This window comes from Coleofasciculus sp. G2-EDA-02 (assembly GCF_040226375.1).
GTDB lineage: Bacteria > Cyanobacteriota > Cyanobacteriia > Cyanobacteriales > Coleofasciculaceae > Coleofasciculus.
In genome coordinates this window covers 1-25,560 of record NZ_JAVKEW010000023.1, presented here as the reverse complement: position 1 = coordinate 25,560, position 25,560 = coordinate 1, and the positions used below count along the sequence as shown (strand labels likewise).

At 44.4% G+C, this 25,560-nt stretch carries 23 protein-coding genes and 1 pseudogene; 12 read left to right on the top strand and 12 right to left on the bottom strand.

Annotation, left to right across the window (positions count from 1 at the left end; translation table 11 throughout):
• Positions 1-12: 12 nt before the first annotated feature.
• A complete protein-coding gene (locus tag RLO19_RS02040; RefSeq protein ID WP_446353391.1) occupies positions 13-543 on the bottom strand; it encodes a serine O-acetyltransferase in 531 nt (176 codons plus the stop codon).
• A 90-nt stretch (positions 544-633) separates the two neighbouring features.
• On the opposite strand from RLO19_RS02040, the gene RLO19_RS02035 reads away from it, so the two are divergent.
• The gene (locus tag RLO19_RS02035) at positions 634-1,839 is read left to right on the top strand and encodes a class I SAM-dependent methyltransferase (RefSeq protein ID WP_446353389.1); all 1,206 of its coding nucleotides are present in this window, start codon (positions 634-636) and stop codon (positions 1,837-1,839) included.
• A gap of 396 nt (positions 1,840-2,235) precedes the next feature.
• Here the strand turns inward: RLO19_RS02035 and RLO19_RS02030 are convergent, their stop codons facing one another.
• Entirely contained in the window at positions 2,236-3,231 is a 996-nt protein-coding gene (locus RLO19_RS02030) for a glycosyltransferase family 2 protein (RefSeq protein WP_446353387.1), read from the bottom strand.
• Between the two features lie 468 nt (positions 3,232-3,699).
• On the opposite strand from RLO19_RS02030, the gene RLO19_RS02025 reads away from it, so the two are divergent.
• Positions 3,700-3,831, top strand: coding sequence for a hypothetical protein (locus RLO19_RS02025; protein WP_446353385.1), 132 nt, complete (start codon positions 3,700-3,702; stop codon positions 3,829-3,831).
• Complete coding sequence (locus RLO19_RS02020) at positions 3,821-4,960, top strand: glycosyltransferase family 4 protein (RefSeq protein WP_446353383.1); 1,140 nt, start codon at positions 3,821-3,823, stop codon at positions 4,958-4,960. Before RLO19_RS02025 ends, RLO19_RS02020 begins: the two co-directional genes overlap by 11 nt.
• 24 nt (positions 4,961-4,984) lie before the next feature.
• Here RLO19_RS02020 and RLO19_RS02015 read toward each other — a convergent pair whose 3' ends face one another.
• The 10 genes from RLO19_RS02015 to rfbC all read right to left on the bottom strand — a co-directional run bounded on the left by RLO19_RS02015 (position 4,985) and on the right by rfbC (position 17,062).
• On the bottom strand, positions 4,985-5,953 hold the full coding sequence (locus tag RLO19_RS02015; RefSeq protein ID WP_446353381.1) for a sulfotransferase: 969 nt from the start codon (positions 5,951-5,953) through the stop codon (positions 4,985-4,987).
• Positions 5,954-6,131: 178 nt separating this feature from the next.
• Complete coding sequence (locus tag RLO19_RS02010; protein ID WP_446353379.1) at positions 6,132-7,586, bottom strand: O-antigen ligase domain-containing protein; 1,455 nt, start codon at positions 7,584-7,586, stop codon at positions 6,132-6,134.
• Positions 7,587-7,677: 91 nt separating this feature from the next.
• A complete protein-coding gene (locus RLO19_RS02005) occupies positions 7,678-8,526 on the bottom strand; it encodes a glycosyltransferase family A protein (protein ID WP_446353377.1) in 849 nt (282 codons plus the stop codon).
• A gap of 210 nt (positions 8,527-8,736) precedes the next feature.
• A complete protein-coding gene (locus RLO19_RS02000; protein ID WP_446353376.1) occupies positions 8,737-9,645 on the bottom strand; it encodes a sulfotransferase family protein in 909 nt (302 codons plus the stop codon).
• A gap of 77 nt (positions 9,646-9,722) precedes the next feature.
• Entirely contained in the window at positions 9,723-10,898 is a 1,176-nt protein-coding gene (locus RLO19_RS01995; protein WP_446353374.1) for a polysaccharide pyruvyl transferase family protein, read from the bottom strand.
• A 40-nt stretch (positions 10,899-10,938) separates the two neighbouring features.
• Entirely contained in the window at positions 10,939-12,744 is a 1,806-nt protein-coding gene (locus RLO19_RS01990; protein WP_446353372.1) for an ABC transporter ATP-binding protein, read from the bottom strand.
• Positions 12,745-13,349: 605 nt separating this feature from the next.
• Positions 13,350-14,423: a glucose-1-phosphate thymidylyltransferase gene (locus RLO19_RS01985; protein ID WP_446353370.1), complete on the bottom strand. Its 1,074-nt coding sequence runs from the start codon at positions 14,421-14,423 to the stop codon at positions 13,350-13,352.
• 178 nt (positions 14,424-14,601) lie between these two features.
• Positions 14,602-15,636, bottom strand: coding sequence for a sulfotransferase domain-containing protein (locus RLO19_RS01980; RefSeq protein WP_446353368.1), 1,035 nt, complete (start codon positions 15,634-15,636; stop codon positions 14,602-14,604).
• A complete protein-coding gene (gene rfbD / locus RLO19_RS01975) occupies positions 15,636-16,520 on the bottom strand; it encodes a dTDP-4-dehydrorhamnose reductase (protein WP_446353366.1) in 885 nt (294 codons plus the stop codon). The genes RLO19_RS01980 and rfbD overlap by 1 nt, the downstream gene beginning before the upstream one ends.
• Positions 16,517-17,062, bottom strand: a complete 546-nt coding sequence (rfbC, locus tag RLO19_RS01970; protein ID WP_446353364.1) for a dTDP-4-dehydrorhamnose 3,5-epimerase — start codon at positions 17,060-17,062, stop codon at positions 16,517-16,519. The genes rfbD and rfbC overlap by 4 nt, the downstream gene beginning before the upstream one ends.
• Before the next feature lie 199 nt (positions 17,063-17,261).
• Between rfbC and RLO19_RS01965 the strand changes: the two genes are divergently transcribed.
• The 9 genes and pseudogenes from RLO19_RS01965 to RLO19_RS01925 form a co-directional block, all read left to right on the top strand.
• Positions 17,262-18,266, top strand: a complete 1,005-nt coding sequence (locus RLO19_RS01965) for a glycosyltransferase family 2 protein (protein ID WP_446353363.1) — start codon at positions 17,262-17,264, stop codon at positions 18,264-18,266.
• 458 nt (positions 18,267-18,724) lie between these two features.
• Positions 18,725-19,849 (top strand): Gfo/Idh/MocA family protein, encoded by a 1,125-nt coding sequence (locus tag RLO19_RS01960; protein WP_446353361.1) that lies wholly within the window; start codon positions 18,725-18,727, stop codon positions 19,847-19,849.
• A 228-nt stretch (positions 19,850-20,077) separates the two neighbouring features.
• Complete coding sequence (locus RLO19_RS01955; protein ID WP_446353359.1) at positions 20,078-21,124, top strand: NAD-dependent epimerase/dehydratase family protein; 1,047 nt, start codon at positions 20,078-20,080, stop codon at positions 21,122-21,124.
• Positions 21,124-22,359 carry a glycosyltransferase family 4 protein gene (locus tag RLO19_RS01950; protein WP_446353357.1) on the top strand — a complete coding sequence of 412 codons (1,236 nt, stop codon included), beginning with the start codon at positions 21,124-21,126 and terminating at the stop codon, positions 22,357-22,359. The genes RLO19_RS01955 and RLO19_RS01950 overlap by 1 nt, the downstream gene beginning before the upstream one ends.
• A 216-nt stretch (positions 22,360-22,575) precedes the next feature.
• Complete coding sequence (locus tag RLO19_RS01945; protein WP_446353355.1) at positions 22,576-23,394, top strand: sulfotransferase family protein; 819 nt, start codon at positions 22,576-22,578, stop codon at positions 23,392-23,394.
• Positions 23,395-23,450: 56 nt separating this feature from the next.
• A complete protein-coding gene (locus RLO19_RS01940) occupies positions 23,451-24,038 on the top strand; it encodes a sulfotransferase (protein WP_446353353.1) in 588 nt (195 codons plus the stop codon).
• Between the two features lie 63 nt (positions 24,039-24,101).
• Positions 24,102-24,383 (top strand): hypothetical protein, encoded by a 282-nt coding sequence (locus RLO19_RS01935; RefSeq protein WP_446353351.1) that lies wholly within the window; start codon positions 24,102-24,104, stop codon positions 24,381-24,383.
• 33 nt (positions 24,384-24,416) lie between these two features.
• Positions 24,417-24,656 carry a hypothetical protein gene (locus RLO19_RS01930; protein WP_446353349.1) on the top strand — a complete coding sequence of 80 codons (240 nt, stop codon included), beginning with the start codon at positions 24,417-24,419 and terminating at the stop codon, positions 24,654-24,656.
• Between the two features lie 15 nt (positions 24,657-24,671).
• Positions 24,672-25,211 (top strand): annotated as a pseudogene (locus RLO19_RS01925) (hypothetical protein); the annotation flags it as partial.
• Positions 25,212-25,560 lie beyond the last annotated feature (349 nt).

Genomic DNA, 25,560 nt, shown 5'->3' with positions numbered 1-25,560 from the left:
GTGCGATCGTTGTTAAGCTTTCTCAGAGATAGAGGTTTCCAACTGAGAAGTCGGTAAAGTTTCCGACTGGGGAAGATTTATAATTCTAGCAGGTACTCCGACGGCTGTGGCGCCTGCTGGCACATCATAGAGAACCACCGCATTCGCACCAATTTTCGCATAGTCACCAATACTCACCTCACGAACTATTTTTGCGCCAGCTCCGATAAAGACATGTGCACCAATTTTGACATTCCTGACAATCGTCACCTGATGCATAATACTGCAATTCGGTCTGATCGATGCTGATGGGTTAATGACTATACCATTGGGATGTACCAGGAGTAGCCCCCCACCAATTTGGCAGTTTAGGGGGATTTCGCTACCGGTTACTACACTCCAGAAGCGATACGGTAGGACATAGAATCGGCGGATTAATGCACCCAGAATACCTCCCCTCGCTTGCCACTTTTGATAATTGCGGATAGATTTGAGTAGTTGGTTACGGGGATCCCACCAACAGCTAAGCTTTTCTCGGCTCCAATCTGGCTCTACGCTAGACATGGGTTAGATGTTAATGAATTCTACCGCTAATACTAGCAACATCATAAAGTCGAGTACAATACATAGTAGATTGATAGGACGTAAAATTTTATGAATTGTCGGATTTGTTCAGCCGAGGTATCCATACTCCTGGATTTGGGAACCTCACCCCCTGCAAACTCCCTGAAAAAATCGCCCGAACAGGTCCAGGACTCTTATCCCCTAGTTCTAGATATTTGTGATAACTGCGGCAATGTCCAGTTGCGAGACTGCTTGGATGAAGAAGCCCTCTATAAAGATTATTTCTATGTAACGCCTTCGTCTACATTGCTGTCCCGCCATTATGATTTTCTTCAGTCGTTCTTATTCAAAAATAATTATTTAACCAGTAATTCCTTTGCCTTAGAGATTGGTAGTAATGTGGGTTTATTTTTAGACCATATTAAACCCAATGTGGCTAAAGTGGTTGGCATTGATCCAGCTCAGGAAATTAGTGAAATTGCGAATCAGAAAGGGATTGAGACGGTTTGCGACTTTTTCAATGAAGAATCATCGGTCAAACTCAAAGATCAATTTGGTAACCCTAATATTATTCTAGCGCGTCACTGCTTTGCCCATAACTGTGACCCCCATCGGATGCTTAAGGGGGTGACACTTATGTTGGATGACTCTGGCTTTTTTGTGATTGAAAATGCCTATTTGTTGAATACGATAGAGAACAATGAGTTCGACCAAATTTATCATGAACACATGTTCTACTATTCCATCCGCTCGATGAAAGCGCTGCTGGCGATTCATAATATGCATTTGGTGGATATTATTATGTCGCCTATCCATGGGGGGTCGATTGTTTTTGTCGCCAAGAAAGTCAGCGCCAATGATAAGATTAGTTCAGCGGTAGGGAAGTATACGCTTCAGGAGGATCTCTTACTCACCCCCTCAGCGTTTAAGCATTTTGTCGAGAATACCTGGAGAATTAAGGACACGTTAAGTCGATTGATTACGGGGTTAAGGGATGGCGGCTGGACGATTTATACTTATGGGGCGACGGCTAAGGGGAATACGTTGTTGAATTTCATCGGATTAACGGATAAAGAGATTAAATACTGTGTGGATAGTACCCCGATGAAGCAGGGGAAATATTTACCCAAGTCAAATGTTAAAGTGATTTCTGAGGAAGAATCTCAGGAGAATCCCCCTGATTATTTCCTGTTAACCGCCTGGAATTATCGCGATGAGATTGTGAATAAGGTGCGTCAAGCGGGGAATTATACATCTCAGTTTATTGTTCCCATACCTTTTGTCCATATTTTATAAGTTTATTGACTCCAGGGATGCATCCGGGAGTATGTAATAGTTAAGTTTTGTATTCACTTTTGTAGGTTGGGTTGAACGAAGTGAAACCCAACTGATACCAAATCCGCCTTTGGAACCCCTTTTTTGCCCTGGCGACTAGAAGTCGCAGCTACACAAACAAAGTCCGCCTACGCGGACTAGCTTATAACGGGGGTTGCTAACCCGGATTTGGTATGACTTGCCCAACTAACTTCTATTGAGTTCTTGTTGGGTCGAGGCACGAGACCCAACCTACCTCTAGTTTAATATGAATCGTGTAAATAAAGTCTTCCCCTAGTTAACCTGCGAAGGCAGGTTTTGTTTGTGTAGCTGCGGTTTCTAACCGCCAAGATAATCTTGGCAGTAAAAATCTAACCCTCAAAATTTGCCAATTTGGTCTAACTTGGCTTTAAAAAACACACTATTTTGAATCGAATCACTGAGTAACTGGGGCGGGTCTCGATCCGGTTTTCCTTGCAAGACACGACGCACTCGCCACACTGCGTATCCAGACAACCAAGCCATATCCGCTAGCGCCGTATACAGCCAACCGTGATTTTTTAGGAAATAGCGTCGCCGGGAATCAAACATGTACTGGGGAAGGCGTTTGGGACTGTCTGTGGGAGTTGTTACGCCCGTACTTTGTCCCACGATATGGATAATCACACTCTCAGGGACATACCAACAGGTCCAACCCGCTTTTCGCGCCCGCAGGCAAAAGTCTACTTCTTCGTAATACAAGAAATACCCTTCATCAAGCAAACCAATCTGTTCAAACACCTCGCGCCGCACAATCATACTCGCCCCCCCCACCCAATCGATTTGACAGGTGGTTTCTGACATGGGAGGTGCTACAATCCATTTATCTAACAGTTTTGATAAGATACCTAAGCGCCAGCCTCTATCCAGTTCACTCAGGATGGTGTGAAAGCGAAAGGCAGAAAGCAGGGGTGTACCATCGGGGAGTTCTAAGCGGCTACCCGCCATTCCTGCATCCGGATGCTCATTCATAAAGTTGATTAGCACCTGCAACGCACCGGGTTTAACGATGGTATCGGGGTTGAGTAAGAGAATGTAGTCGGGAGGATTATCGGATTCTAATCCCAGACGAATCGCCGCGTTGTTGCCAAAGGCACAGCCTCCATTATGATCCAGGGGGAGAACCGACGCCCAGTCACCCCAATTGTGGGTTTCAATCGCCGCGCTTATTTGTTCGACTGAACCATCGCCAGAATCATTATCCGCTACGATGACACGAGTACCGGGTAGGGCTTGGACTTCACTGACGAGAGACTCTAAACATTCTATGGCTAGCTTGGGTGTGCGGTAATTGAGGATTGAGATAAATAGGGGGGGAGAAGTTTTGGCGTTCATAGATTTGGGAATAATCTACTTGAGTCCTGTCAGAGGAAGATGGGGGTATTTAACATTCGGGGGCTATTATAGTTTTATTTTGTAGGGGTACGACATTGTCGTGCCCTTAAGCCAAGAGGAGACAAATACCTTATTAAATAGTATAATTCACCTCGGATGAGTATTACTCCAGTTGTTGATTGATGTAAGTCGGTATTGGTGTCAACTTAAGGTAGAAAAGCAATGCTGGCAAGGTTTTAAGCTGTGTCTATCTACTCCTCGACATTTCCCCCTCATCCCCTAACCCCAACTTCGGACCGTGGGGAGAAGGGGAACCGGATTCTCTTGCTCCCCTCTCCCGTGCAACAAAAGTGAAACATCCTTAGTCCTCCCCCCTCTTGTAGGGGGGAACGAGGGGGGTTGGGAGAGGGGCTGGGGGTGAGGGGTTGAGCTTAAGTTGACACAGATGTGCAAGCGGGTTGCCCCTACATGGCTTCCACAGGTGCTTCTTTCATCCCTAACAGAAGCGTGGAAGCGCTAGCGAGAAACGAGTATCAGCTTGCACTACTAGAATCGCGATCGCGGGAAATTCCTGATTCACAAATGACCAATGACCAATGATAACCAACCCATGCGTATCGCTTTTGTCCTACCCGGCTTGCACCGTGTGGTGCGGGGTGCGGAAGTGGCGTTTGAATCCATTGCTAGGGAACTGGCACAACTTGAAGGGGTAAGCGTTACCCTGTTTGGGTCGGGGGAAGGGCGGGATCATCAACCCTATACCTTTGTGCATATCGACAACATCCCCCGCGAACGCTTCGAGAATTTGCCCCAGGTTCCTCTATTTCGCACGGAGTATGTTTATGAAGAATTCACGTTTCTACCGGGATTAAGTCGGCGGTATCGACCTAGTGATTTTGATTTGACGGTAACCTGTAGCTATCCGTTTCTAAATTGGTTTCTGCGGACAAGGGGGGGGAAACGCCGACCTGCTCACGTATTTGTTACCCAAAATGGGGATTATCCAGCGTATGCTAACCGACGGGAGTATCGTTTCTTTGGCTGCGATGGATTGGTTTGTACGAATCCCGAGTATTTTGAGCGAAATAAGGATCGGTGGTTTTGCCGATTAATTCCCAATGGGGTTAATCCAGAGCAATTTTCACCGGGTCAGGTGGAACGAGAAGCATTGGGGTTACCCAGGGACGTTCCGGTGGTGCTGATGGTGAGTGCGTTGATTCCCTCTAAGCGAGTGGTTGAGGGAATTCGGGCGGTGTCCCAGATTGAAGATTTACATCTGGTTGTCTGTGGTGATGGTCCAGAACGGGAAAAAGTGAATAACTTGGGTCAGCAACTGATGGCGGGGCGGTTTCACTGGAAAAAACTGCCCCGTGAGAAAATGCCTGACCTTTATCGGGCGGCTGATTTGGTGTTACATTTGAGTCTGGATGAACCGTTTGGGAATGTGTATATTGAGGCGTTGGCGACAGGATTGCCAATTGTGACTCATGAGAGTGCGGTAACTCAGTGGATGTTAGAGGAAACATCGGTATTAGTCGATACGACTGAAGAAGCGCAGGTGATTGCTGGTATTCATCAGGCGCTAAAGCTTAACAACCCTGAAGATATTAGTGGGCGACGGGAACTGGTTGAACGACGTTTTGCTTGGTCACAGATTGGGCAGATGTACTATGAGTTTTTTAAAGACGTGTTGAAGGGAGTTTCCCATAAATTAGGTATTATCACTTGAAGGAAAGAATTTTAGATGTAAATCCTATTCCTCCCACCATTGAGCCATAAAGCTACCATTGAGAATCCGCCTGACTAATTCTACCTGTTCTGGCTGTAACTTTTTATGCCATGCTGTGGCAATTGATTTTGAACGGGACGCACTGTTAGATATTTCTCTCTCTATTTCGGTTGTCCACGGCAAATTGCATTTTTCATAGATAGTCTTCATGACTTGTACAGGATCAGCAACCAAGTCCTCATAAATCAGCCGCATGTAATTGGGGCGTTCATGACCAACCTGGTAAAGGGTTTCGTGAATGTAGCGCCAATACCACAATTCCGACTCTTCAATAGGCATGGTGTCTATATTACCAAAAAGTTCCGCCCACTGGGGGTCACTTTCTACAACCTGTCTGAGGCGTTCATCGTTATCCTTTTTTACATTTACAGGGTCAAGTCCCAAACCCGCCACACATCGCTTCTGCCAGGAGTTCATATATCCTCCAGGATGCCGTACAATGTGAATGACTAAAGCACCAACTCGGTTGAGTAGCACCCACTCAGCCCACGCTAGGGTACTATTTAGCTTTAAGATGGTCGTGGCTTGCTTGAGCGCATTGGTTTGGGCAAACCACCAGGGGATTGACCATTCTGATTGTCCGAGACTGGGGAACGCCGGAGAAAGCAGCCGACGCACTCGGCGTTTACCCAGCACTAAGGCGCCGCCTAACCGACGCACGGGTTCGTAGATATAGGATTTGGGATGAGTGGCGATTCTGTCGCGATCGCCCATTCTTAATGAAGTTAACGCAACCGCTTGATCCCACTCCTGGGGGAAGGAATCACCTAGAGGTTGACGCGCAAAGGGTGAGGGAAGTTGAGCCAGAGGAGAAGCGTCTAGCTCATTCGGTTCATTGCGACAATGAGTGTAGGGGCTAAGATCCAGCAGATCAAGTAACCAGTTGGTTCCGGATCGACCCTGTCCTACAATTAAAACGTAATTAGGCTTCATCGTGGGAATTTTGAATTAAAAATATATTAATAGCTGTGGACTACAGCGACAAAAGTAAGTTTTGTTGTCATTGCCATAGTAAATTTGTTTTATTTTTACCTTCAATAAGTTATCTCAACTCAACCCTTATAACTAAACGAATCATTAACACACCTTTCACAAATAAACTTTGAACAGGTTAATCATACAGGTGTTTTCTGGATTTAGCCAGAGTACGCTTCGTTGCTGATGCACGAGAACTCCTAACCTTAGTGGGAATTTCAGTCCCTTGCAGTACCAGCCCAGCTATTCCTCCACTAGCAAGTGGAAAGACTGGATTGAACATGTTATTGGTCAGATTATCAGCCATATACAGAGTTATAACTAAACCTACTGCCACTGCTGGTGCTACTTTAGGATTAAACCACAAATAAGCCGGATAACGCCAGCCGCATAACACTACTACAGGTAGTAACAGTGCTGTAGTTAAACTGAATATTCCGACTAAACCCTTAGTGCCAAATGTGATAATCCATAAACTGTCGGTGGGAGCGACATCTCTACGTTCTCCAAAACTGTTATATTCATACACACGGTTTCGGTTCCATCCACCCCAGCCAAAAATTATCTGTTGCCGTGCCCGCTCTCCCAAAAGTTGTTCTGCGTCAAATCGGGTTTCTAAGGAGCCAGCTCGCTCTTCATTAGTTACTTCGGTTATAAAGGAAATAATCTGATCCTGCTGTTGTGTCGTAAACAGTCCAGTTGCCACATAGTATTGGTAGAAGAAGATACCCCCAATCAGGAGCAACAAAGGCAGGGCAGTGCGGAGCCATTTGGCAGCCAACAAGATAATCAGCCCAAAAACACCTAGAAACCAAGCTCCCGTAGATTTACACAATATAAAAGTAATCAGCAACACAGGTACAAGCCAACGCATGGGTATTCCCCAGAGTTGCTTAATTACCCCAGTTTGCCACAACCAAATCCCGACTAAAGTCGCTGCCATCATCCATACGCCCACTGCCAAACCATGCTGCATAAACACTTGCGGTCTAAATCCTCCATAACGCATAGTTTGGGCAAAACTATGGGGGAAGTAGCCATATACCATGATGTGTAACTGGGGACTCATGCGGATTTCATACAGGCATAATGGAACATAAACTATCCCACCCACAAAGATGGCGATCGCCAATAGACGCAAACCTTTGAGGTTGTTAAAGTAGATTCGCCCTAGAAAGTAGGGAAATCCCCACTTGACAGTTTCAGCAAGAGTAGATGAAAGACCATCATAAAGACCTAAACCATTGCTCAGGGATGAAGCGAGAGGGCAGACACACCAGATGAGCATGGGTAGGTCAAGCCAACCCAGTTTAAACGACTGGAAGCGTCCCACATCAAAAATGCAAGTAGCTAGTAAAATGCAATAACTCGCGGCTGACACCCGATCATAGTCTGGGAAGCCGGGAAATGAAAATCCGGCTCTCTGAGGCAGAAATAACCAAGCGCCAATGAAACCAATTGCAACTGCCTTGTATACTGGAAACCGAATAAACAGGTACAAGACAAGAGGTATCCAGGCAAGCATGGCTAGTTGGGCTTGGGGAGTCATAAGGTCTAGCGTTGGAGAAACGGTAATTGAACGTTGAACCAAGAGCAGGAATACTTCCTCTACTCTAGCTCTAAGGGTGAAGTCACTGGCATCTTAACCAGCCTAGTTGAGGGTTCTATACTGCTTAGTGTTCTTACTGCTTTATTTTGGGCTTAAATAATAATTTCCATAGCTTACATTTGATCTTTCCCATCACAGTCTTATCCTGCTTAAGCCGCATCCACTTAATCTGCTGCTCAAAGGGAACAGTTTGACGATGCAGGGCATCAGCGGCAATCCATTGCCCAAACGCTTCAGCGGACTCAAACTTGAGCGCCCTGGCACTTAGGGCTGAATCGCTTCCCAGACGACCCGCTTTGGTTTTAACATTCATGGGCGATCGCGGATCATCCATGTTATGAGCATAGAGGAGGGGAACAGGATATCCACTGACTAAACCATCAAGTGACATGGCAACTCGGTTAATCGGGATACCCGTTTTGGCTTGGTTCTGGTAACGCAGCAAGTAATCCTTTCGAGCTAGAAACGACTGTCCCTGAATCATGACACATCGGAACACCCGTTCACCTGACAGTTCAACAATGTTTTGCTGGGCAAGAAACTCATTCCAGTCTTCAGGCATGAAAATCCAGCAGCCTAGCATACCAAATTGTGGATCTTTGCGGATCATGGGTGCGATTCGCTCTGTCCAACCAGCAGGTAAGAGGATATCATCATCAACCTTACCAATGACATCACTGGTTGCTGCTTCAAAGAACCAAATACAAGGTTCATACTGAGCAACATTTTCCTGGTTGAAGTGGCGTTTGACGACACGCGGATCATTAATCGAAGCAATTAAATCGGCTGTACCATCCTGAGATGCATTGTCCCAGCAATACAAACGAAAATCTGATGGGTCAGCTAACAGGTTAGATAGGGTTTTTTCCACATACTCCCGGCGGTTCCAGGTAATTAGGAGTAAATCTACGGGTTGAGACATACACAAAAAAAGATCGTTTGATTCAGATTCGCCTAATGAACAAGCCGCTAAAGGTTACCCAATTACAACGATTTTCAAGTTAGTAGACTACAGACCATGATTGAGCTGAAATGCAAACGGATACAATTTTGTATTCTATAAACGTGAAAAGTGCTGTATTGCTCTTTATTACTACCATATAATGGATTTTAGATTGCTAGCTAGCTAGATTTAGTCGCTTTTTAACCATGGAGTCAAGTCTCTCTCGATAAGAGACTGCAACTTTAAAATATCTTCGTAATACTCTTGTAATAATTGTTTATGAATTTCAGGCTCAAGGCTTGGTTTTATTTTATTCCACCTTCTTAAATTTGTAACAGCTAATTCTCGCATATTTTCAGGGATAAGTGGCTTAAGAATTGACTTCAATGGATTCGGTGTATCAATGAATTTTTTAAATAAACTATTTTTGGGAAGGAAAGAAGCATTTTTCTTTTCGGAAATATTGGGATTAAATGTACTATCAACACCTAAAAATCTAAATATATTTTCCATTAATCTTTCAGGTTTATCTTTTAAATCATCATAAAGGCATATCATTATCTTATCTTTATCAAAAACTTCAAAATAATGCTTTAGATGCTCATAATAAAATCCTTTGCTTTTATAGATACAACTAGGTGAGGAATTATTTTCAATCCGAAGAGGCTCTTGTTTAAGTGCCTCTGCAAAATTAGTAATTGGTTCGATGTTGACCTTTAGAGATCTTATATAATTTGAATAAGCTCTACTAACTGGATCTCGTAGTAGAGCAATTATTTTGGCATGAGGTACAAGCTGCTTTATCTGAGCTGGGATACTCGAACTGTACCACAAATAAGAGGTTGAGGCTTCCCCTATTGCTATTTCATCGGACACTTCCTGGAAAAGTGCCTCATACTTTTCTAATGTATCTATTTTATATTTCCGCTGCTCATACTCATCACTTGCGATCAATTTAAATTCCTTATCACCAAAGGATAAAAAATGAGGTTCTTTAACAGAACACATGAAAACTTGAGGATGCTGCTTTATATAATAGTAAAGCGAAGTTGTTCCTGAACTTGGCGCACCAATGATAAAAAAATTTGGCAGTGTCATCAAACGATATTCCCTATCAGTTACTATAAATAAATTGTCAAACTCCTTACAGGAAGATGCCTATTGGTTGGCTAACTTCACTGAATTTTCCCTGTCATAACCTTCTGTAGCAGATCTTCACCCTCCTGACGTCTATTTTTATAACATGAAGCCATCTTTTCTTTTATCTTATCAGCCTCATCCACAATTCCTGGTAAACTCTCAACTGCTGAGGTTCCTTTGCCTATGTCTATGACTAACTGCATTAAACCAACGTCGGAAAATATACCAGTAACTTTATGTTGAACCGCTGCATCCACAACCGCAACAGGTAGCGAACCGCAAGCCATGGCAAACATCAGCACATGGAGTCGATTACTAAAAACCATCAACGCACGGGAATACAAATCATACATGGATTGGCTATCTATTTGCTTTTCGATGAAAACGACATCAGCCAAATTGGTATATCTATCAGCAAGTTCTTTACAAAAGTCGTGGTCTCGAGTTACTTGATAAGAGATTATTAGCTTTTTTGACCATTGACCACACACTAATTTAACTATTTCATCCAATACAGAGCATAAAGATTCCGGGGTGCTAAAGTCTGATTTTGTTAAGTCCTTTTTAGATATGGGTAGGCTTCTAAAACTAAAAATAACATAATCTTCTTCTCCACTATTCCTGATCAAATTATGGCTAGCTGGTTTTTCCATGAGCCAAGCCAGGTCAGGAAATAAATACACATTATTTATACCAATTGATTTAGCATAATTCCTAGAAATGCTGTCTCTAACCGAATAAAAATACATAAACTTAGAGCTTAATTTCTCTACAAGCTCTCTCTGGCGTGTAAAAGGACCAATAGAAACTCCAAATCGCACGATGCGGACTTCAAGAGTGGCTAGCCAAAATGAATACAATACTCGTTTAGCTGATTTCCAACGTCCCCAGCCCATAGCATCATTCCCAGGACTCAGGACAAAATACATCTTCTTGAAATTCAATTTTATTATTGACTTCAAGTTTACCAGCAACATGAAGCGCCAAAAGTCTTCTTCTTGTGTACCATTGTAACCGTACTGGCTAGCACGTTCTTCAGATTCCAGACCTAATTCTTGGCAATACCAGTCTGGCACTCCAATATCATCTATAATAAGGCTACCGTAGTTTCTTAGTCTTCTTATCAGTGTCTTGTGAATTATAATATCACCCAGATTTTCATATTGAGTATAGGCTCTATAAAAAATTATATTACCCGTATTATTCAGCATTCTATTTAGTCCTAATAATATAAATATTCATACTGCTTTTTTATGTTTCCAAAACCACTTCCTGATAACTACCCGACTTCACCACTCTTCCTTTCTCCAACATATAAACGCGATCGCAGTTCTCAACCGTAGACAGGCGATGAGCAATCACAATCAGGGTTTTCGTCCCCGCCAGAGCGTTAATCGCCGCTGTCACCCGACTCTCTGTTTCATTATCCAATGCCGCCGTCGCTTCGTCCAGTACCAAAATTTCCCGTTCATGATAAATAGCCCTAGCAATCCCTATCCGTTGGCGTTGTCCCCCGGATAAGCGTACCCCCCGTTCACCTACCCCCGTCTTTATCCCATCGGGTAACTGCTCAATCAATTCCTCAATCTGTGCCGCTGCGATCGCCTTATACAATCGCCCCTCGTCAATCTGATCATCAGGGACACCAAAGGCAATATTCCGTTCGATTGTATCATCAGTCAGAAAAATAGACTGGGGAATATAGCCGACAAGATTTTGCCAAGAGCGCAGATTCTCGTAGATGGATACACCATCCACTTTAATATCTCCACTCTCTAGCTCCAAAAGCCCTAATATCACATCCACTAACGTCGTCTTTCCCGCTCCCGACTTACCAATTAAGGCAATTGATTCCCCTTTCTTAATTTTAAAAGAAATCTGGTCAAGAGACGGATCGGAAGCCTCCGGATAACGATAGGTTACATCAATCAGGTCGATTTGATTCGCGAAACTTAACAGGTTCCTATCTTTATTTCTCCGATCAACTAATCCCTTCGCTGTTAAACCGTTTAAACTCTCTAAACTATTGTGGACTTCTCGTTTTTCTATCTCCTTGAGATCCAAGTAGAGCATATCTAGCGCATGGCTAGAGGTTCGCATTTGCGCCATTGAACTAATGAACTGACTTGATGCTGGAATTAAGCGCACTGCAGCCACAGCAAATACTCCCATTACAGCAGTCAAATCTTGCTCACTCTCAGTGAAAAAGATGTGAAACAGAGAAACAAAGAGAACGACAAATACAATTAAGCTGGTTTTAATAAAAATGTTCGGTAATATACTTGATGCTTGGGATAAAGTAGCCGCCCTCGCATATTGACGAGCTTGCCTGTCTATTTGATTTTCAAAATACACTTCACACCCGATTACCCTGGTTTCTTTCAATCCGCCGAGACCATGATTGATCGTGCGAATCATTTCTCTCTGAGTTTCCGATTGAGTTTTTCCCCACCGTTTAAATCTATGTCCCAACTTATTGAACAATAAAAATGTCGGCACTAAAATCGCCAAAATCATCACTAGAAGTAGGGGGCTGCTATAAGCCATTAACCCCACTAAAACTCCGACAACAATGCCGTTTGTCATAAAAAGGAGTAGCGCCAACAAACATCCTTGAGTAAACATATTCGTTTCGCTAATAATATTTTTGATGATGTTCGCTGTATTTTGTTTTAAGTAAAATGTATAGGGAGCATCTAAATAAGCTTTGAGTAACCGAGATATCAATCGGCTTTTTTGTTGATGTGTGTATCTATAGATATAGGTTTGAGCAAGGAAATATAATATGGATTGAATACAAAAAATTGCAATAATTATAAATCCGACGATGGGAATAAATTGTTGAGCCGATTCAACTCCTGACTTTCGATAAGCCCAGTCGAGTACAGTAATACTCTGAATCGATTCTGGGTTAGACGCTAGGCTGAAGAATGGTCCAACTAAGCCGATACCAAAGGCTTCGATAATTGAGGTGAAGATAAATATTAGTAAGAGGAATACAAGGCTTTTTCGGCTTCCCGTTAGGACATATAAAACTTTGGAAAGATAGTCAATCATCTGTATAAATATTTTTTAGATTAGAGCCTATTTACATGAATTGCCGGGGATGGGGAAGGGCGCACGTCGGTGCGCCCCTACGGATGACTTTCGTTTATGAACAGGATTTGCTTTGAGCAGTAATACACATAGAACGCTGAAGGTGGGTTGGGTTATGACTACACTGTTGGCTTTATGGTGGAAGGCTGTAGCTCAATTCACTTAACAGTCGGGTAGGGTAACCAGTCTATCCTATACTCTTTCCAATTTTAGAGGATAAATAGCTCAACTGTTAACCCTTGACTCCTAAGAAACACTTTTTGTCACAGAGGGTTGAGGAGAGGGCGACCCGAACCCATTCAGTAGCTGGAGTTGTTAATTAGTGCAAGCGGGTCGCCCCTACCTTACTTTTGAAGGTATGTGGTGCAACGAAGGAAGGTAAGTTTTGACCCTTAGCTTCCCTCAATGACATGACGCCTCTCGTGTGTAGGGGCGGGTTTCACGACTATCTTTTCGGTTCCACAAGATATGTGACTAAACCCGCCCCGAATCAGGGTTCTAGACTTTGTGAAAAGTCAGGTCGCCCCTACAGGTTCACCCCAGGTGTTTTTGGGCGACTAAGGTTATCAAACCAATTCTATTTGAGAGTCATCGCCAATCATAAACCGCAACGCCTTGGGACGCCGTGGCGCTACACTCAACTTTGCCCGTTGTCCAATCACACTATCGACTATCCGCTGCTGTACGCCAATCACCTTCGCCCCCTGTAAAATCACACTATGCTCTAAGTCCGTATCAACCAGCGTCACCTGGTCAGCTACACTACTGTATGGACCGATAAAACAGTTTTCCAGATGACAATCACTGCCAATCGTCACCGGTCCACGAATCGTACAGTTAACCACCTGGGAACCCTGACCAATCTTGACCCGCCCAATCACCTGACTATTTTCATCAACCTCGCCTTGGACAGCGGTTTCTAACAGGGTATCCAAAATAACCCGATTGGCTTCCAACAAGTCATCTTTTTTCCCTGTATCCAGCCACCAACCCTGTAACTGGAACGACTCCACCTGCTTCGGTTGGTCAATCAGATATTGGATCGCATCGGTAATTTCCAACTCTCCTCTAGCCGAGGGTTTAATATTCGCGATCGCATGGTGAACTGTGTTAGAAAATAGATAAATCCCCACCAGTGCCAAATTCGAGGGCGGAACCTTGGGCTTTTCCACCAACTGCAAGACTCGCCCTTCCTCATCTACCTTAGCCACGCCAAATGCGGTGGGATTAGGGACGGTACACAACAGGATTAAGGCATCTAGCTGTCGTTCGTGAAAGCGTTCAATAAATAAGCTCAAGTCACTTTGTACCAGGTTATCACCCAGATACATTAAAAACGGTGAATCTCCTAGAAACGGTTGAGCAATTTTGACCGCATGTGCCAATCCCGCTGGTTTATCCTGGAGGATATAAGTAATCTTAGCCCCAAAGCGATCGCCCGTTCCGGTTTTGGTCTTCACTTCTTCTCCGGTTTCTGGGCTGATAATAATCCCAATATCGGTAATCCCTGCGGCGACGATTGCTTCAATTCCATACCACAAAATGGGTTTATTTGCAACGGGGACGAGTTGTTTTGCCCCTGTATAGGTCAGGGGGCGTAGTCGCGTTCCTTTTCCGCCGGAAAGAATTAGTGCTTTCATTAGAAGTTGTTGAGATTGGCTGGATTATCGCCGGGACATAAATTTCTGAAACTTAAACCCCAAGTGAGCGCAGTTTGTAGTCAGCGCTGAAGCGCTGGCGGCACTAAAGTGCCCACTACAAACGAATGAAAGAACTGTATTGCCATTCCACCTAAAATTATATCCTTAGAGTCTCAGTTCAAAGGGGTAGATCTGACCAAAGCTCTTTTAAGGGTGAATCGCGAATCACGGAAGCAATATCGGCTTGTTGTTCATCGGTAAGCTGGGTTTTCCACTTGGACATACTGGTGCGAGGATCGCGGTAGACACTAAAATATGCCTTAGATTTATCAGATAACTGGCGTTCGCCAGCGGTTGATTCATTGATGAAGTCGCGAGTGGATTGACCGAGTTCCCAGCCCACGAAGTCAAAGATTTCTGTAATTTTGCCCTGGGGATCATTACATAAATCTTCATAGACAACGACTAATCCCTGGTCATAAGAGCGAGTATACTCAACCAAGGGTTCAACTTGGATACGCCAGATCACGGCATCTAACTGAATATCTGACATTTCCTGCAAGCGATCGCGATACTCAGCCAAGAAATTACCCCCAACGGCATCAATTGACCGCCGCATCCCTGCTATTTTCTCGGATTGGGAGCGCTGGTTCAACTGACTGAGTTCTTTCCCCTTAAGCGCAGACGCAATTCTGCCAAAGGGATTACGGATCATCCCAATCAACTTAGGTTGTAGCACCTCACACAGGCGGGGTAAGAGGGGGGTGGGGAAATTCACATCCTTAATCAGGATGGGAGTCTCTGAAGTGAGTTTAGTTTGACCATACCAGTGATAGAGAGGCTTCAGGGCTTCGACACGGTTTCCCAAACCATACAGCAGATGTAAAAGTTGGGGATTTTGCCAGCGAAAACTCTTGGCGGTAAATGGGGGTAAATCAACGTCATGGTCAAAATTAGAACACAGAGACGCAAAGCGGCGACGTAATTCCTCAACGTCGGCTGACTCTAAATCACTTCGCCAATCTTTGTACCGTTTTGAGCGACCAAAGGGTTCATATTTATACACACAATGGTCGTAGGTGTTCATCATCTGACCTAGCCACGTTGTCCCCGAACGTCCAGGACCGGTAATCAGAGCATAGTTTAAGAGTGAGTTGTCCTTTGTCAACTGGGTTGTATTGCCACGACGGGTTGGATTAAGCTGATCAGACATTATCGGTGAGCGTAGAGTTGTTTGAGCATTTGCCGCAATGCTGTGCGCCAATGGGGGGGATGAGTCCCTAAAATGGCGGATATTTTCTTGCTAGAGAGTACAGTATAGGCGGGACGGGGAGTAGGGATGGGATATTCTGAGGTATTAATCGGCACAACTTGCTGCACGTTTAAGGGAAAGCCCAGTTGTCGAGCTTCCTCAAATATAGCTACAGCAAAATCATACCAACTAATCGCACCACTATTGGTATAGTGATAGATACCTGTCACAGACTTCGAGTTGAGGTGGGGAACCAACTGCGCGATCGCACGGGCTAAGTCCCCTGTCCAGGTTGGCGTCCCCACTTGATCCACAACCACTCGCAGTTCTTCCCGTTGTGCCCCGACTCTTAACATGGTCTTAACGAAGTTACCCTTACCGTGAACCCCATAAACCCAAGCTGTTCTAATGATAACAGCGCGATCGCACGCCTGTTGTACTCCGGTTTCTCCTAAGAGCTTCGATTTCCCATAGGCGTTTAAGGGATTGGCTGTATCGGCTTCAGTATAGGGTGTATTTTTGCGCCCATCAAAGACATAATCGGTAGAAACGTGAATTAAACCAGATCCCAACTTTTGGGCGGTTTCTGCCATAATCGTGGGAGCGGTTCCATTAATCGTATTTGCCAGTTCAGGTTCGCTTTCGGCTTTGTCTACGGCTGTGTAAGCGGCGGCATTTACAATCAGATTAGGCTTAATGTCCTCAATAACCTGACGAATTTGATCCGGTTGTGTCAAATCCAACCCCTGGCGGTCAACACCAATCACCTCCCCCAAGGGGGCTAAGGTGTGTTGGAGTTCACTCCCCAGTTGTCCAGCCATACCGGTGAGTAAGATGCGTGTCATGGGTAAACCTCTGCTGTTTTCAAAGGTTGACCGGCTTGGTCTTTTGCCGATAACATTGGCTCAGTAGTGAGTTGCCAGTCAATTGCCAAGTCGGGATCATTCCAGAGTAAGGTTCGCTCGTGCTGCGGGGCGTAGTAATCGGTAGTTTTGTACAATACCTCGGCTACCTGTGACACCACGTAGAATCCATGGGCAAATCCTTCTGGTATCCAAAGCTGGCGCTTATTTTCAGCACTCAATGAACAGCTTACCCATTGTCCAAAGGTAGGAGAACCTTTGCGGATATCGGCGGCTACATCCAGTATTTCGCCAACAACCACGCGCACCAGCTTTCCCTGAGGTTGCTGGATCTGATAATGTAGTCCTCGTAGGACGTTTTGCCCAGAACGGGAATGACCATCCATGACGAACTCAGCCGTGATGTTGGCTGTTGCCGCAAAAGCTTTGTGATTGTAGCTTTCCAAGAAAAAACCACGGTCATCACTAAAGACGCGGGGTTCGATAATCAAGACTTCGGGAATTTTAGTCGGAATAATTTTCATTGAGGTTATTTTCCCTGTAATTCCATGAACAGTTCAAGAATAAGGATTCGTTCCAATGCCGTTATCGGGGGGGACGATGATATCATTTTGCCCTTACACCGAAACATTTCTTGAACGCCGAAGGAACACCAAAGGACAAATTACCCCTCTAGAATAGAAGTTAATTAAGTCAATTGAAAAGCTACTGAAGTTAAGAAGTATGACCCGCATAGGGGTAGTCACCATTGGCAGAAATGAAGGAGAACGACTGATTCGCTGCTTGAAGTCCGCGATCGCACTCCTTCCCCAAGATACACCAATTATATACGTGGACTCCGGTTCCACCGATGGCAGCGTGGCAGCGGCTGAATCTCTAGGTGTTCAGGTGATTAACCTGGACATGTCACGCCCCTTCACCATGGCGCGGGGACGCAACACGGGATTCAGATACCTAATCGAACAGTTCCCCGATATCAAATATGTCCAGTTTATCGACGGCGACTGCGAACTGATCCCCGGTTGGATTGAACAAGCCATCGAAACCCTGGATAATGATCATAAATTAGCGATCGCCTGTGGACGACGGCGGGAACGATTCCCTGATGCCTCAATCTATAACCGCCTCGCGGATATGGAATGGAACACGCCTGTGGGTGAAGCCAAAGCCTGTGGCGGCGATGCCTTAATCCGGGTTAGTGCCATTCGAGAAGTAAACGGCTACAACGAATCCCTCATCGGCGGAGAAGAACCGGAAATGTGTATCCGCCTGCGTCAACGGGGCTGGAAAATTGCCCGCATTGATGCCGATATGACCCTTCATGATGCGGCAATGCTAAAGTTTAGTCAATGGTGGAAGCGCTCTATGCGTGGGGGCTGGGCAGTAGCAGAAGGTGCGGCGATGCATGGTGATCCCCCGGAACGGTATATGATTCGGGAAAATTTGAGTAGTTGGATATGGGGACTGTTTCTGCCTCTGTTGGCGTTGGGACTTGCCTGGTTTACATCGGGGCTGAGTCTACTCTTATTTCTGGGGTATCTTGTTTTAGTCTGGCGCATCTATCGATATCGCCGTAGCCAGTTTGATGATCTACCTTCCCACGCTTGGCTGTATGCTATTTTTTGTGTCCTGTTTAAATTTCCCCAGGTTATCGGACAAATCAAATACTGGTTGACACGATGGCGGGGTCAGCAAGCAACGCTGATTGAATATAAAACACCAGCCTAGTTAGAATAACAGGGAAATAAGCCGTTTTGGATCGCCAAAACCATTTATATGCCGTAGGGTGGGCATTGCCCACCAAGCTTAAGTCAGTAACACTGATTACACAGATTTATGGGAATGATTGGGGGGGGTGGCGGTTTTAGTCCCACTGATTACACCGATTCAGTTTAAGGAGACAAGGCACAGGTGATTAGATGGTTACATCTATGGAACGTCTTTCTGTTTCAATTGGCATTGTCTTGTTGTCACAAACGCATGAGGATACTAAATCTGGATTAGTTACCCCCGTTATAACCCAGTCCTTACCTGGCGGACTACCCTTCGGGAAGGCTTCGCATACATTTGTGTAGCAGCGATTTCAATCGCCTCCTCTTGCTGCTGCTGCGATCGCGCCTGCCCCTACAATTGATTATGAGTTCTTGTGGCTGCTAACTAGGCTTTAGGCATTGAGGAGAGAATTAATGCGAATCGCGATTGTGGGATGTGGCTTTGTCGCCGATTATTATATGAAAACCATTCCCGGTCATCCTGAACTGGAACTGGTGGGGGTGATGGATCGGGATCAAGACCGAGCTTCCCGATTTTCAGCTTACCATTCCGTGCCGACCTATCCTACCCTCGATGAACTGCTTCAGGATAGTAATGTTGAGTTAGTGGTTAATCTCACCAACCCCAGCAGCCACTTTGTCGTATCAAAAGCTTGTTTAGAGGCGGGGAAGCACGTCTATTCAGAAAAGCCTCTGGCAATGGAATTGTCGCAAGCCGAGGAACTGGTAGACTTAGCCGAGAAACGGGGCTTGTATATATCCTCAGCCCCCTGTAACCTCCTAGGAGAAACCGCCCAAACGATTTGGAAAGCCCTGCGAGAAAAGGCGATCGGACGGGTACGATTAGTGTATGCGGAAATGGACGATGGATTGGTTCACAAGATGCCCTACAGAAAATGGTCGAGTGAATCGGGCATCCCTTGGCCCTATAAAGATGAGTTTGAAGTTGGTTGTACGTTAGAACATGCGGGTTATTATGTCACATGGTTAGCCGCATTTTTTGGACCAGCGCAAACCGTTACAGCGTTCTCATCCTGCTTAATCCCAGATAAAGAGACGGATGTCCCCTTAGCGGTGGAAGCACCGGATTTTTCCGTGGCTTGTATCAAATTTGCCTCAGGGGTGGTCGCTCGGTTAACCTGTGGTATCGTTGCTCCTCATGACCACTCCTTGGAGATAGTCGGGGATGAGGGCATACTTTGTACCAAGGATTGTTGGTACTATAGCTCTCCTGTTTATATTAAACGGAGAATCAGCATCAGGCGGACGATGTTCATCAGCCCTTGGAAACGAAAGTATCCTCTTGTCGGGAAAGCCACTCGATATCGCTATCGGGGTTCCCAGCAAATGGACTTTTGTCGGGGCGTGGCTGAACTCGCTGCTGCTGTCAGGGAAAAACGTCCCTGTCGCCTATCGGCTCAATTTTCGCTGCATGTGAATGAAATTGTCCTGGCGATTCATAATGCTCTAGATACAGGTTCTGCTTATAAGATTTCATCCTCCTTTGCACCGATGGCGCCGATGCCTTGGGCGAAATAAACGGCGATGCATTGGCAGGTAAGTTTTGAGTGGGAGAGTAGGAGGTTGTGTAGGGGCGAGTTTCACAACTATCTTTTCAGAGTGCACCCAGATGTGATTAAACCCGCCCGGTTTGGTGGACGGGGGCTTGCCTAAGGTTATTCTTGAATTGGATTAAGCTAGTGAAGATTCCAGTGAAAAATTAAGGCTAAAGCCCCTACTACGAACGGAACGAACCAACAGCCACCTATGAAGTTACTTGTCACCGGTGCATCCGGTTTTCTGGGACAATATGTCGTAGCACAAGCCTTACGACAGGGACATCACGTCCGTGCCGTGGTGCGACCTAGCAGCACCCAAACCCCTCTGCCTTGGTCGAATCACCCAGCCCTAGAGTTAGTTGGTGTCGATTTACGCCAACAGCAGGGACTGGTTGACGTTCTAGACACGATAGATGGGGTGATTCATCTGGCGGCGGTGAAGGCTGGGGATTTCCAGACGCAGTTGGAGGGAACGGTATCAACCACAAAGAATTTACTCGAAGCCATGGTGAAGGCGAATCGGCGACGTCTGATTGGGATTAGCACGTTCTCGGTTTTCGACTACCTACATATCCATTCCGGTGACATAATTGATGAAGAGTCTCCCATTGAGTCGAATCCATCCCGGCGAGATGGTTATGCTCAGACGAAGTTGATGCAAGAACAACTGTACCGCGATTTTGCCCAGAACCAGGGTGGACAGGTGACGATTCTCCGTCCCGGTATGGTTTACGGACGGGATAATCTCTGGAATGCCCATCTCGGCGCTCAACTTGGCGACAAGCTCTGGCTTCGGATTGGTAATCATGCCACAATCCCCTTGACGTATGTAGAAAACTGTGTTGAAGCGATTGTCGCGGCTGCCCAGTCGGATCAGGTCATCGGTGAAACGATTAATATTGTGGATGATGATTTACCTAGCCAGCAAACTTATGCCCATCAGTTAATCAAACGCATGGACTCTCCGCCCCGAACTATCCCGGTAAACTGGACAGTGATGCAGCTAATTGCCAACACCGCATGGGCGATTAACAGCTATCTCCTCAACGGAAAAGCCAAACTCCCAGGTATCTTAGTCCCTGCTAAACTCCAAGCTCGGTTTAAGCCGTTACGCTATAGTAATACTCGCGCCAAACACCAGTTAAACTGGACACCTAGATACTCCCTAGATACCGCCCTTGACCGCAGTTTTAGCCCAATGGAATTAGGAACTGTACCGCATCAGACACCCCCAGTGATTGAGGAGTTAAATTGATGCGAATCGCTTATTTAACCGGAATGTATCCAAGAGCAACGGATACATTTATTCAACGTGAAGTCGCTGTCTTGCGGCAAAAAGGTATAGAGGTCTACACCTTCTCGGTTCGCCGCCCTGGTGATGAACATATCGTTGGTCCAGAACAAAAGACTGAACGCGAACAAACGTTCTATATTCTACCGCCCAATCCCATCACTTTGGTGTTGTCGCACTTAATTCTCCTATTTACATCACCCGGACGTTATTTGAAAGCCTTAGCCTTGGCATGGTCTACGAACCAACCGGGTTTACGCGGTACACTCTATCAGTTATTTTACTTTGCCGAAGCCGGTATTCTGGCACGACAGATTCAGGCAAAGCAAATTCAACACCTGCATAACCACATCGCTGATTCTTGCTGCACCGTAGCCATGCTAGCGGCGGAACTGGGGGGTTTTACATTCAGCTTCACCATGCATGGTCCCTACATCTTTTTTGAACCCTACCGTTGGCGGATTGATGAGAAAATTAAGCGATCGCTCTTTGTTATCTGTATCAGTCATTTCTGTCGCAGTCAAGGGATGCTGTTTGCCCCTACCGACACCTGGAATCGCCTGCACATCGTCCACTGCGGTGTTGACCCCGCTTTATTTAATCTAGTGTCCCATAACCAACCCGGTAAACGACTGCTGTATGTGGGGCGACTCTCCGCCGCTAAAGGTTTACCCATCCTCCTCGAAAGTCTGGCGGCGTTAAAATCTTCCCATCCTGAGATTATCTTAACCGTTGTTGGCGACGGTGAAGACCGGGAAGAACTGGAAAAGATGACAGCAGGGCTAGAATTGAATGATATTGTAAAATTTGTGGGCTATAAGTCTCAAGCTGAAGTCAGGGAATACATGCAGGAAACCGATGTATTCGTCCTCCCCAGCTTCGCCGAAGGTGTCCCCGTTTCCCTGATGGAAGCTATGGCGGCGGGTGTTCCTGTCGTCACCACCCAAATTGCGGGGGTGAGTGAGTTGGTGGAGAATGGCGTAAGTGGTTATATTGTACCTCCAGGAGATGTTATCACCTTGGCTAACCGAATTAAAACATTACTCACTGAGCCTCAGCTACGCACTCAATTCGGCGCCGCCGGAAGAGAAAAGGTGGAAACAGAATTTAACCTGAATCATGAAGTCGCCCGCTTGTATCGGGTGATGACGGCTGCCTTGGATGGTAAGATTGAATCTATTCGCCCAGAGCCTTTTTGATCCATATCAAAATTCCAGTTGAGAGTAAAATCGAATAGATATCAATTTTTTTACACCAATTTGTAAAATGGATAGGAGAAGAAGAGAGATGTTTTCCTGTTTCATCCCTCATTCAAGAGACTGAAACGTTCTATGTAAAGATATTTTAAAATATATTGACTGAATCTGCCTCGGTCAAGTGAAATAGAATTTAGATCTCAATAGAGCAGCAATTATGTGAACCGTGATACGCCATTAAAAACATTCAGTAATTTGGGAGGGTTACGTACTCTCCTCGGCAAATCTGCTAGAAGAGTCGCATATCATTATTATTCATGGACAGTTAGACAACCTCCACTCAAGCTTTTCCTGTTGAGTCACATGCGTTCTGGCTCATCCTTACTCACCCATATCCTAAATACCAATCCTGAAATTTTAGGTTTTGGTGAGACTTGGATTCAGTATTCATCAGAAGAGAATTTTAACGAGTTAATAGCGGAAGTCCATTTTAGTCTTCGCAAATTTAAGATTTCTGAAAAATATATTTTAGACAAAATCCTGCACAATCATCTTATAATTAATCCCGAAATTTTGCGTTCTGACCAAGTTTATTTAATTTTTTTAATTAGAGAACCGCAAAATACCCTACCAAGTATTCTTAAGCTACTGCCCAAAATACCTGAAAAAACAGCATTCAACTATTATACTGAGCGTTTATTAACATTAGAAAAATATGCTCAATTGGTCGGGAATACACAACGCAACCTAGTTATCACGTATAATCAACTTTGTCGTCAAAATGAGTTGGTATTTAAAGCATTACAAGATTTTATTGATGTACAACACCCTTTTTCGGAAGAATACGAGGTGCTCAAGACAACAGGTCGTAGAGGTGTAGGTGATCCATCATCTAACATTAAAGCAGGTAAAATTATGAAAAGCACTCAAACGCAAAACCGACAAATCAGTTCCGAATTAATTGAGGAAAGCATGAAAATTTTTGATCAATGCTATATAAATTTATCGCAGTCTTGTTCAAAAGTTGACTCAGACTGATCTAGAGAAAATTTAGTTATACTAATTATTATGCCCAAAAATAGGTGACAAAAATCATGAACACGAATCGGGTGAATAAGTTAAAAGAAAGACTGAGCAGGAAACTCCGTAAGTTTTCTTGGAATTTCCGCGAAGCGCCACCTCTTAAGCGTCCAGTTTTTATTGTAGGAACTGTTCGTAGTGGAACTAGTATTTTTGCTAAATGCTTGGGAGAGCATCCTAATTTAATTTATCCCCGCTACAGACATTTTGAACTTACGCCTGAATGGTGTGATTTGGCTGGAATCGATATGGCGGCCGTAATTACTAAACGGCACAAATGTCCTCCCCTCAAGTCCAGTGATGCAACAGACAATATTTGTGAGCAAGTAAGGCAAGGATTTGCCAAAATTTTGGTGGAAGAAGGGGGCAATAAAAATATGCGCTTTGTCAATAAGAATCCTCATCTTTGGAACAAGCTTCCTTTCTTGCAAGCCATATTTCCAGATGCAAACTTAGTTATCATAAGTCGCGATATTTATAGTACAGTAGCTAGTACTAAACGTCTTTTCATTGCCAATAATACAAGGCATGGACTTAATTACTACCTTCCTCCTGAGCCACAGTCATGTTGGCGCTGTATTTTCCCTGGCTATCCTGATTAAAACAATGCATTCCGCACTTTTCCTGGGGGAGATATTTCTGTATTAGCTGACTACTGGTTAAGAGTGTATCAAACGATAGAGATAAATGCTAATATTTTTGATGTTGCGGTTTCGGTATGGCATAGCAAGTTTGTAGAAAATCCGGACTTGATAATGACTAAAGTTGAGAATCAAATTAACCTATTCCCTTACGCTCATTCATTCCCCATAAAGATAGATAAAACCCGTAATGGTCGCTGGAAAGATATGTTAAGTTCTCAGGAGAAAAAATCTCTGGCGGCTTTCATAGAAGAACATTATCATGAAATTAAGTCTTTAAAATATGCTGACACAACAATTTATTAAATTTGCTAAAACTGTAAAATAGGTTTTTTAACCATGAAACAAGGCATAATTTATATAGCCGTCGGGCAAAAATATATCGACGAGGCTAAGCTATCGGCGAAAAGCGTTAAAAGGTTTTGCCCCGAAATAAATATAACTCTTTTTACGGATACACCTCAAGAGGCAAGGTTCAATATTTTTGACAATATTGTGAAAATCGAAAATTCAAATAGCCCTAAAAATCAAATTAGGACAGATAAGTTATCAGCTTATCTTAAAACGCCCTACGATTAAACACTTTATCTAGATACTGATACCTATATCCTGGACGATATATCGGAAATTTTTAATATTCTCAATAGATTTGATCTGGCTATTTGCCATGGACACAACCGGGTTGAGCGCTATCGCAAAGCTTTGCAGGCAAAAGCCAGTTTACCTCAAATACCATACGCTTTTGCCGAGATTAACAGTGGAGTATTACTATACAAAAATGATGAGAAATTAACTAAATTTTTCCAAGATCTAATTACTTTTTATAAACAAAAACAATATTTTTCAGATCAAACTTCTCTAAGAGAACTTCTGTGGAAAAGCGATTTACGGTTTTATATCCTACCACGGGAATACAACTTCAATTCAATCGAATACTTGAAGAGGTGGGCTAAGTGGGGCTTTAGTACAGCCAGACCTAAAATCTTCCACTATACAGTATCAAAACTTAAAAACAAGAATCTAAATATAGAAAAGATGGTGCAGCCATTTCTTGATCGCCTTACCACATCAGAGTCTCCCTCATTAATAGAGAGATTAAAGTGGCGTTTGACTATGATGCTTTTGAGTGATTAATCGCTCATCAGTGGTCGGACATAAACAAACGGCACTGTATCAAGACAAAAAAATCCTTGTAACCTTTACCCCATAAGGATTTAAGCAGCATTTACAAAAGTTTGCACAGCACCCAAAACTTTTGTTCGACTTTTTGATAAAATTCTTCGGGGAACTGAGAACAAAATAAAGCGTTTACATCCCCCATCCCTACTGCTAAGAACCTAATTTGCGCGACCTGAAAAGGTCGTTTAGTACGGGGAGCCGACTCCCCCATGGGATTCACACCCCATGCCCTCATGGAAAAGACTCTTCGGAGTCCGGTCACGCCTCAAGTAAGTAATGAAACAGGTGGAATGCAGACCCCAAA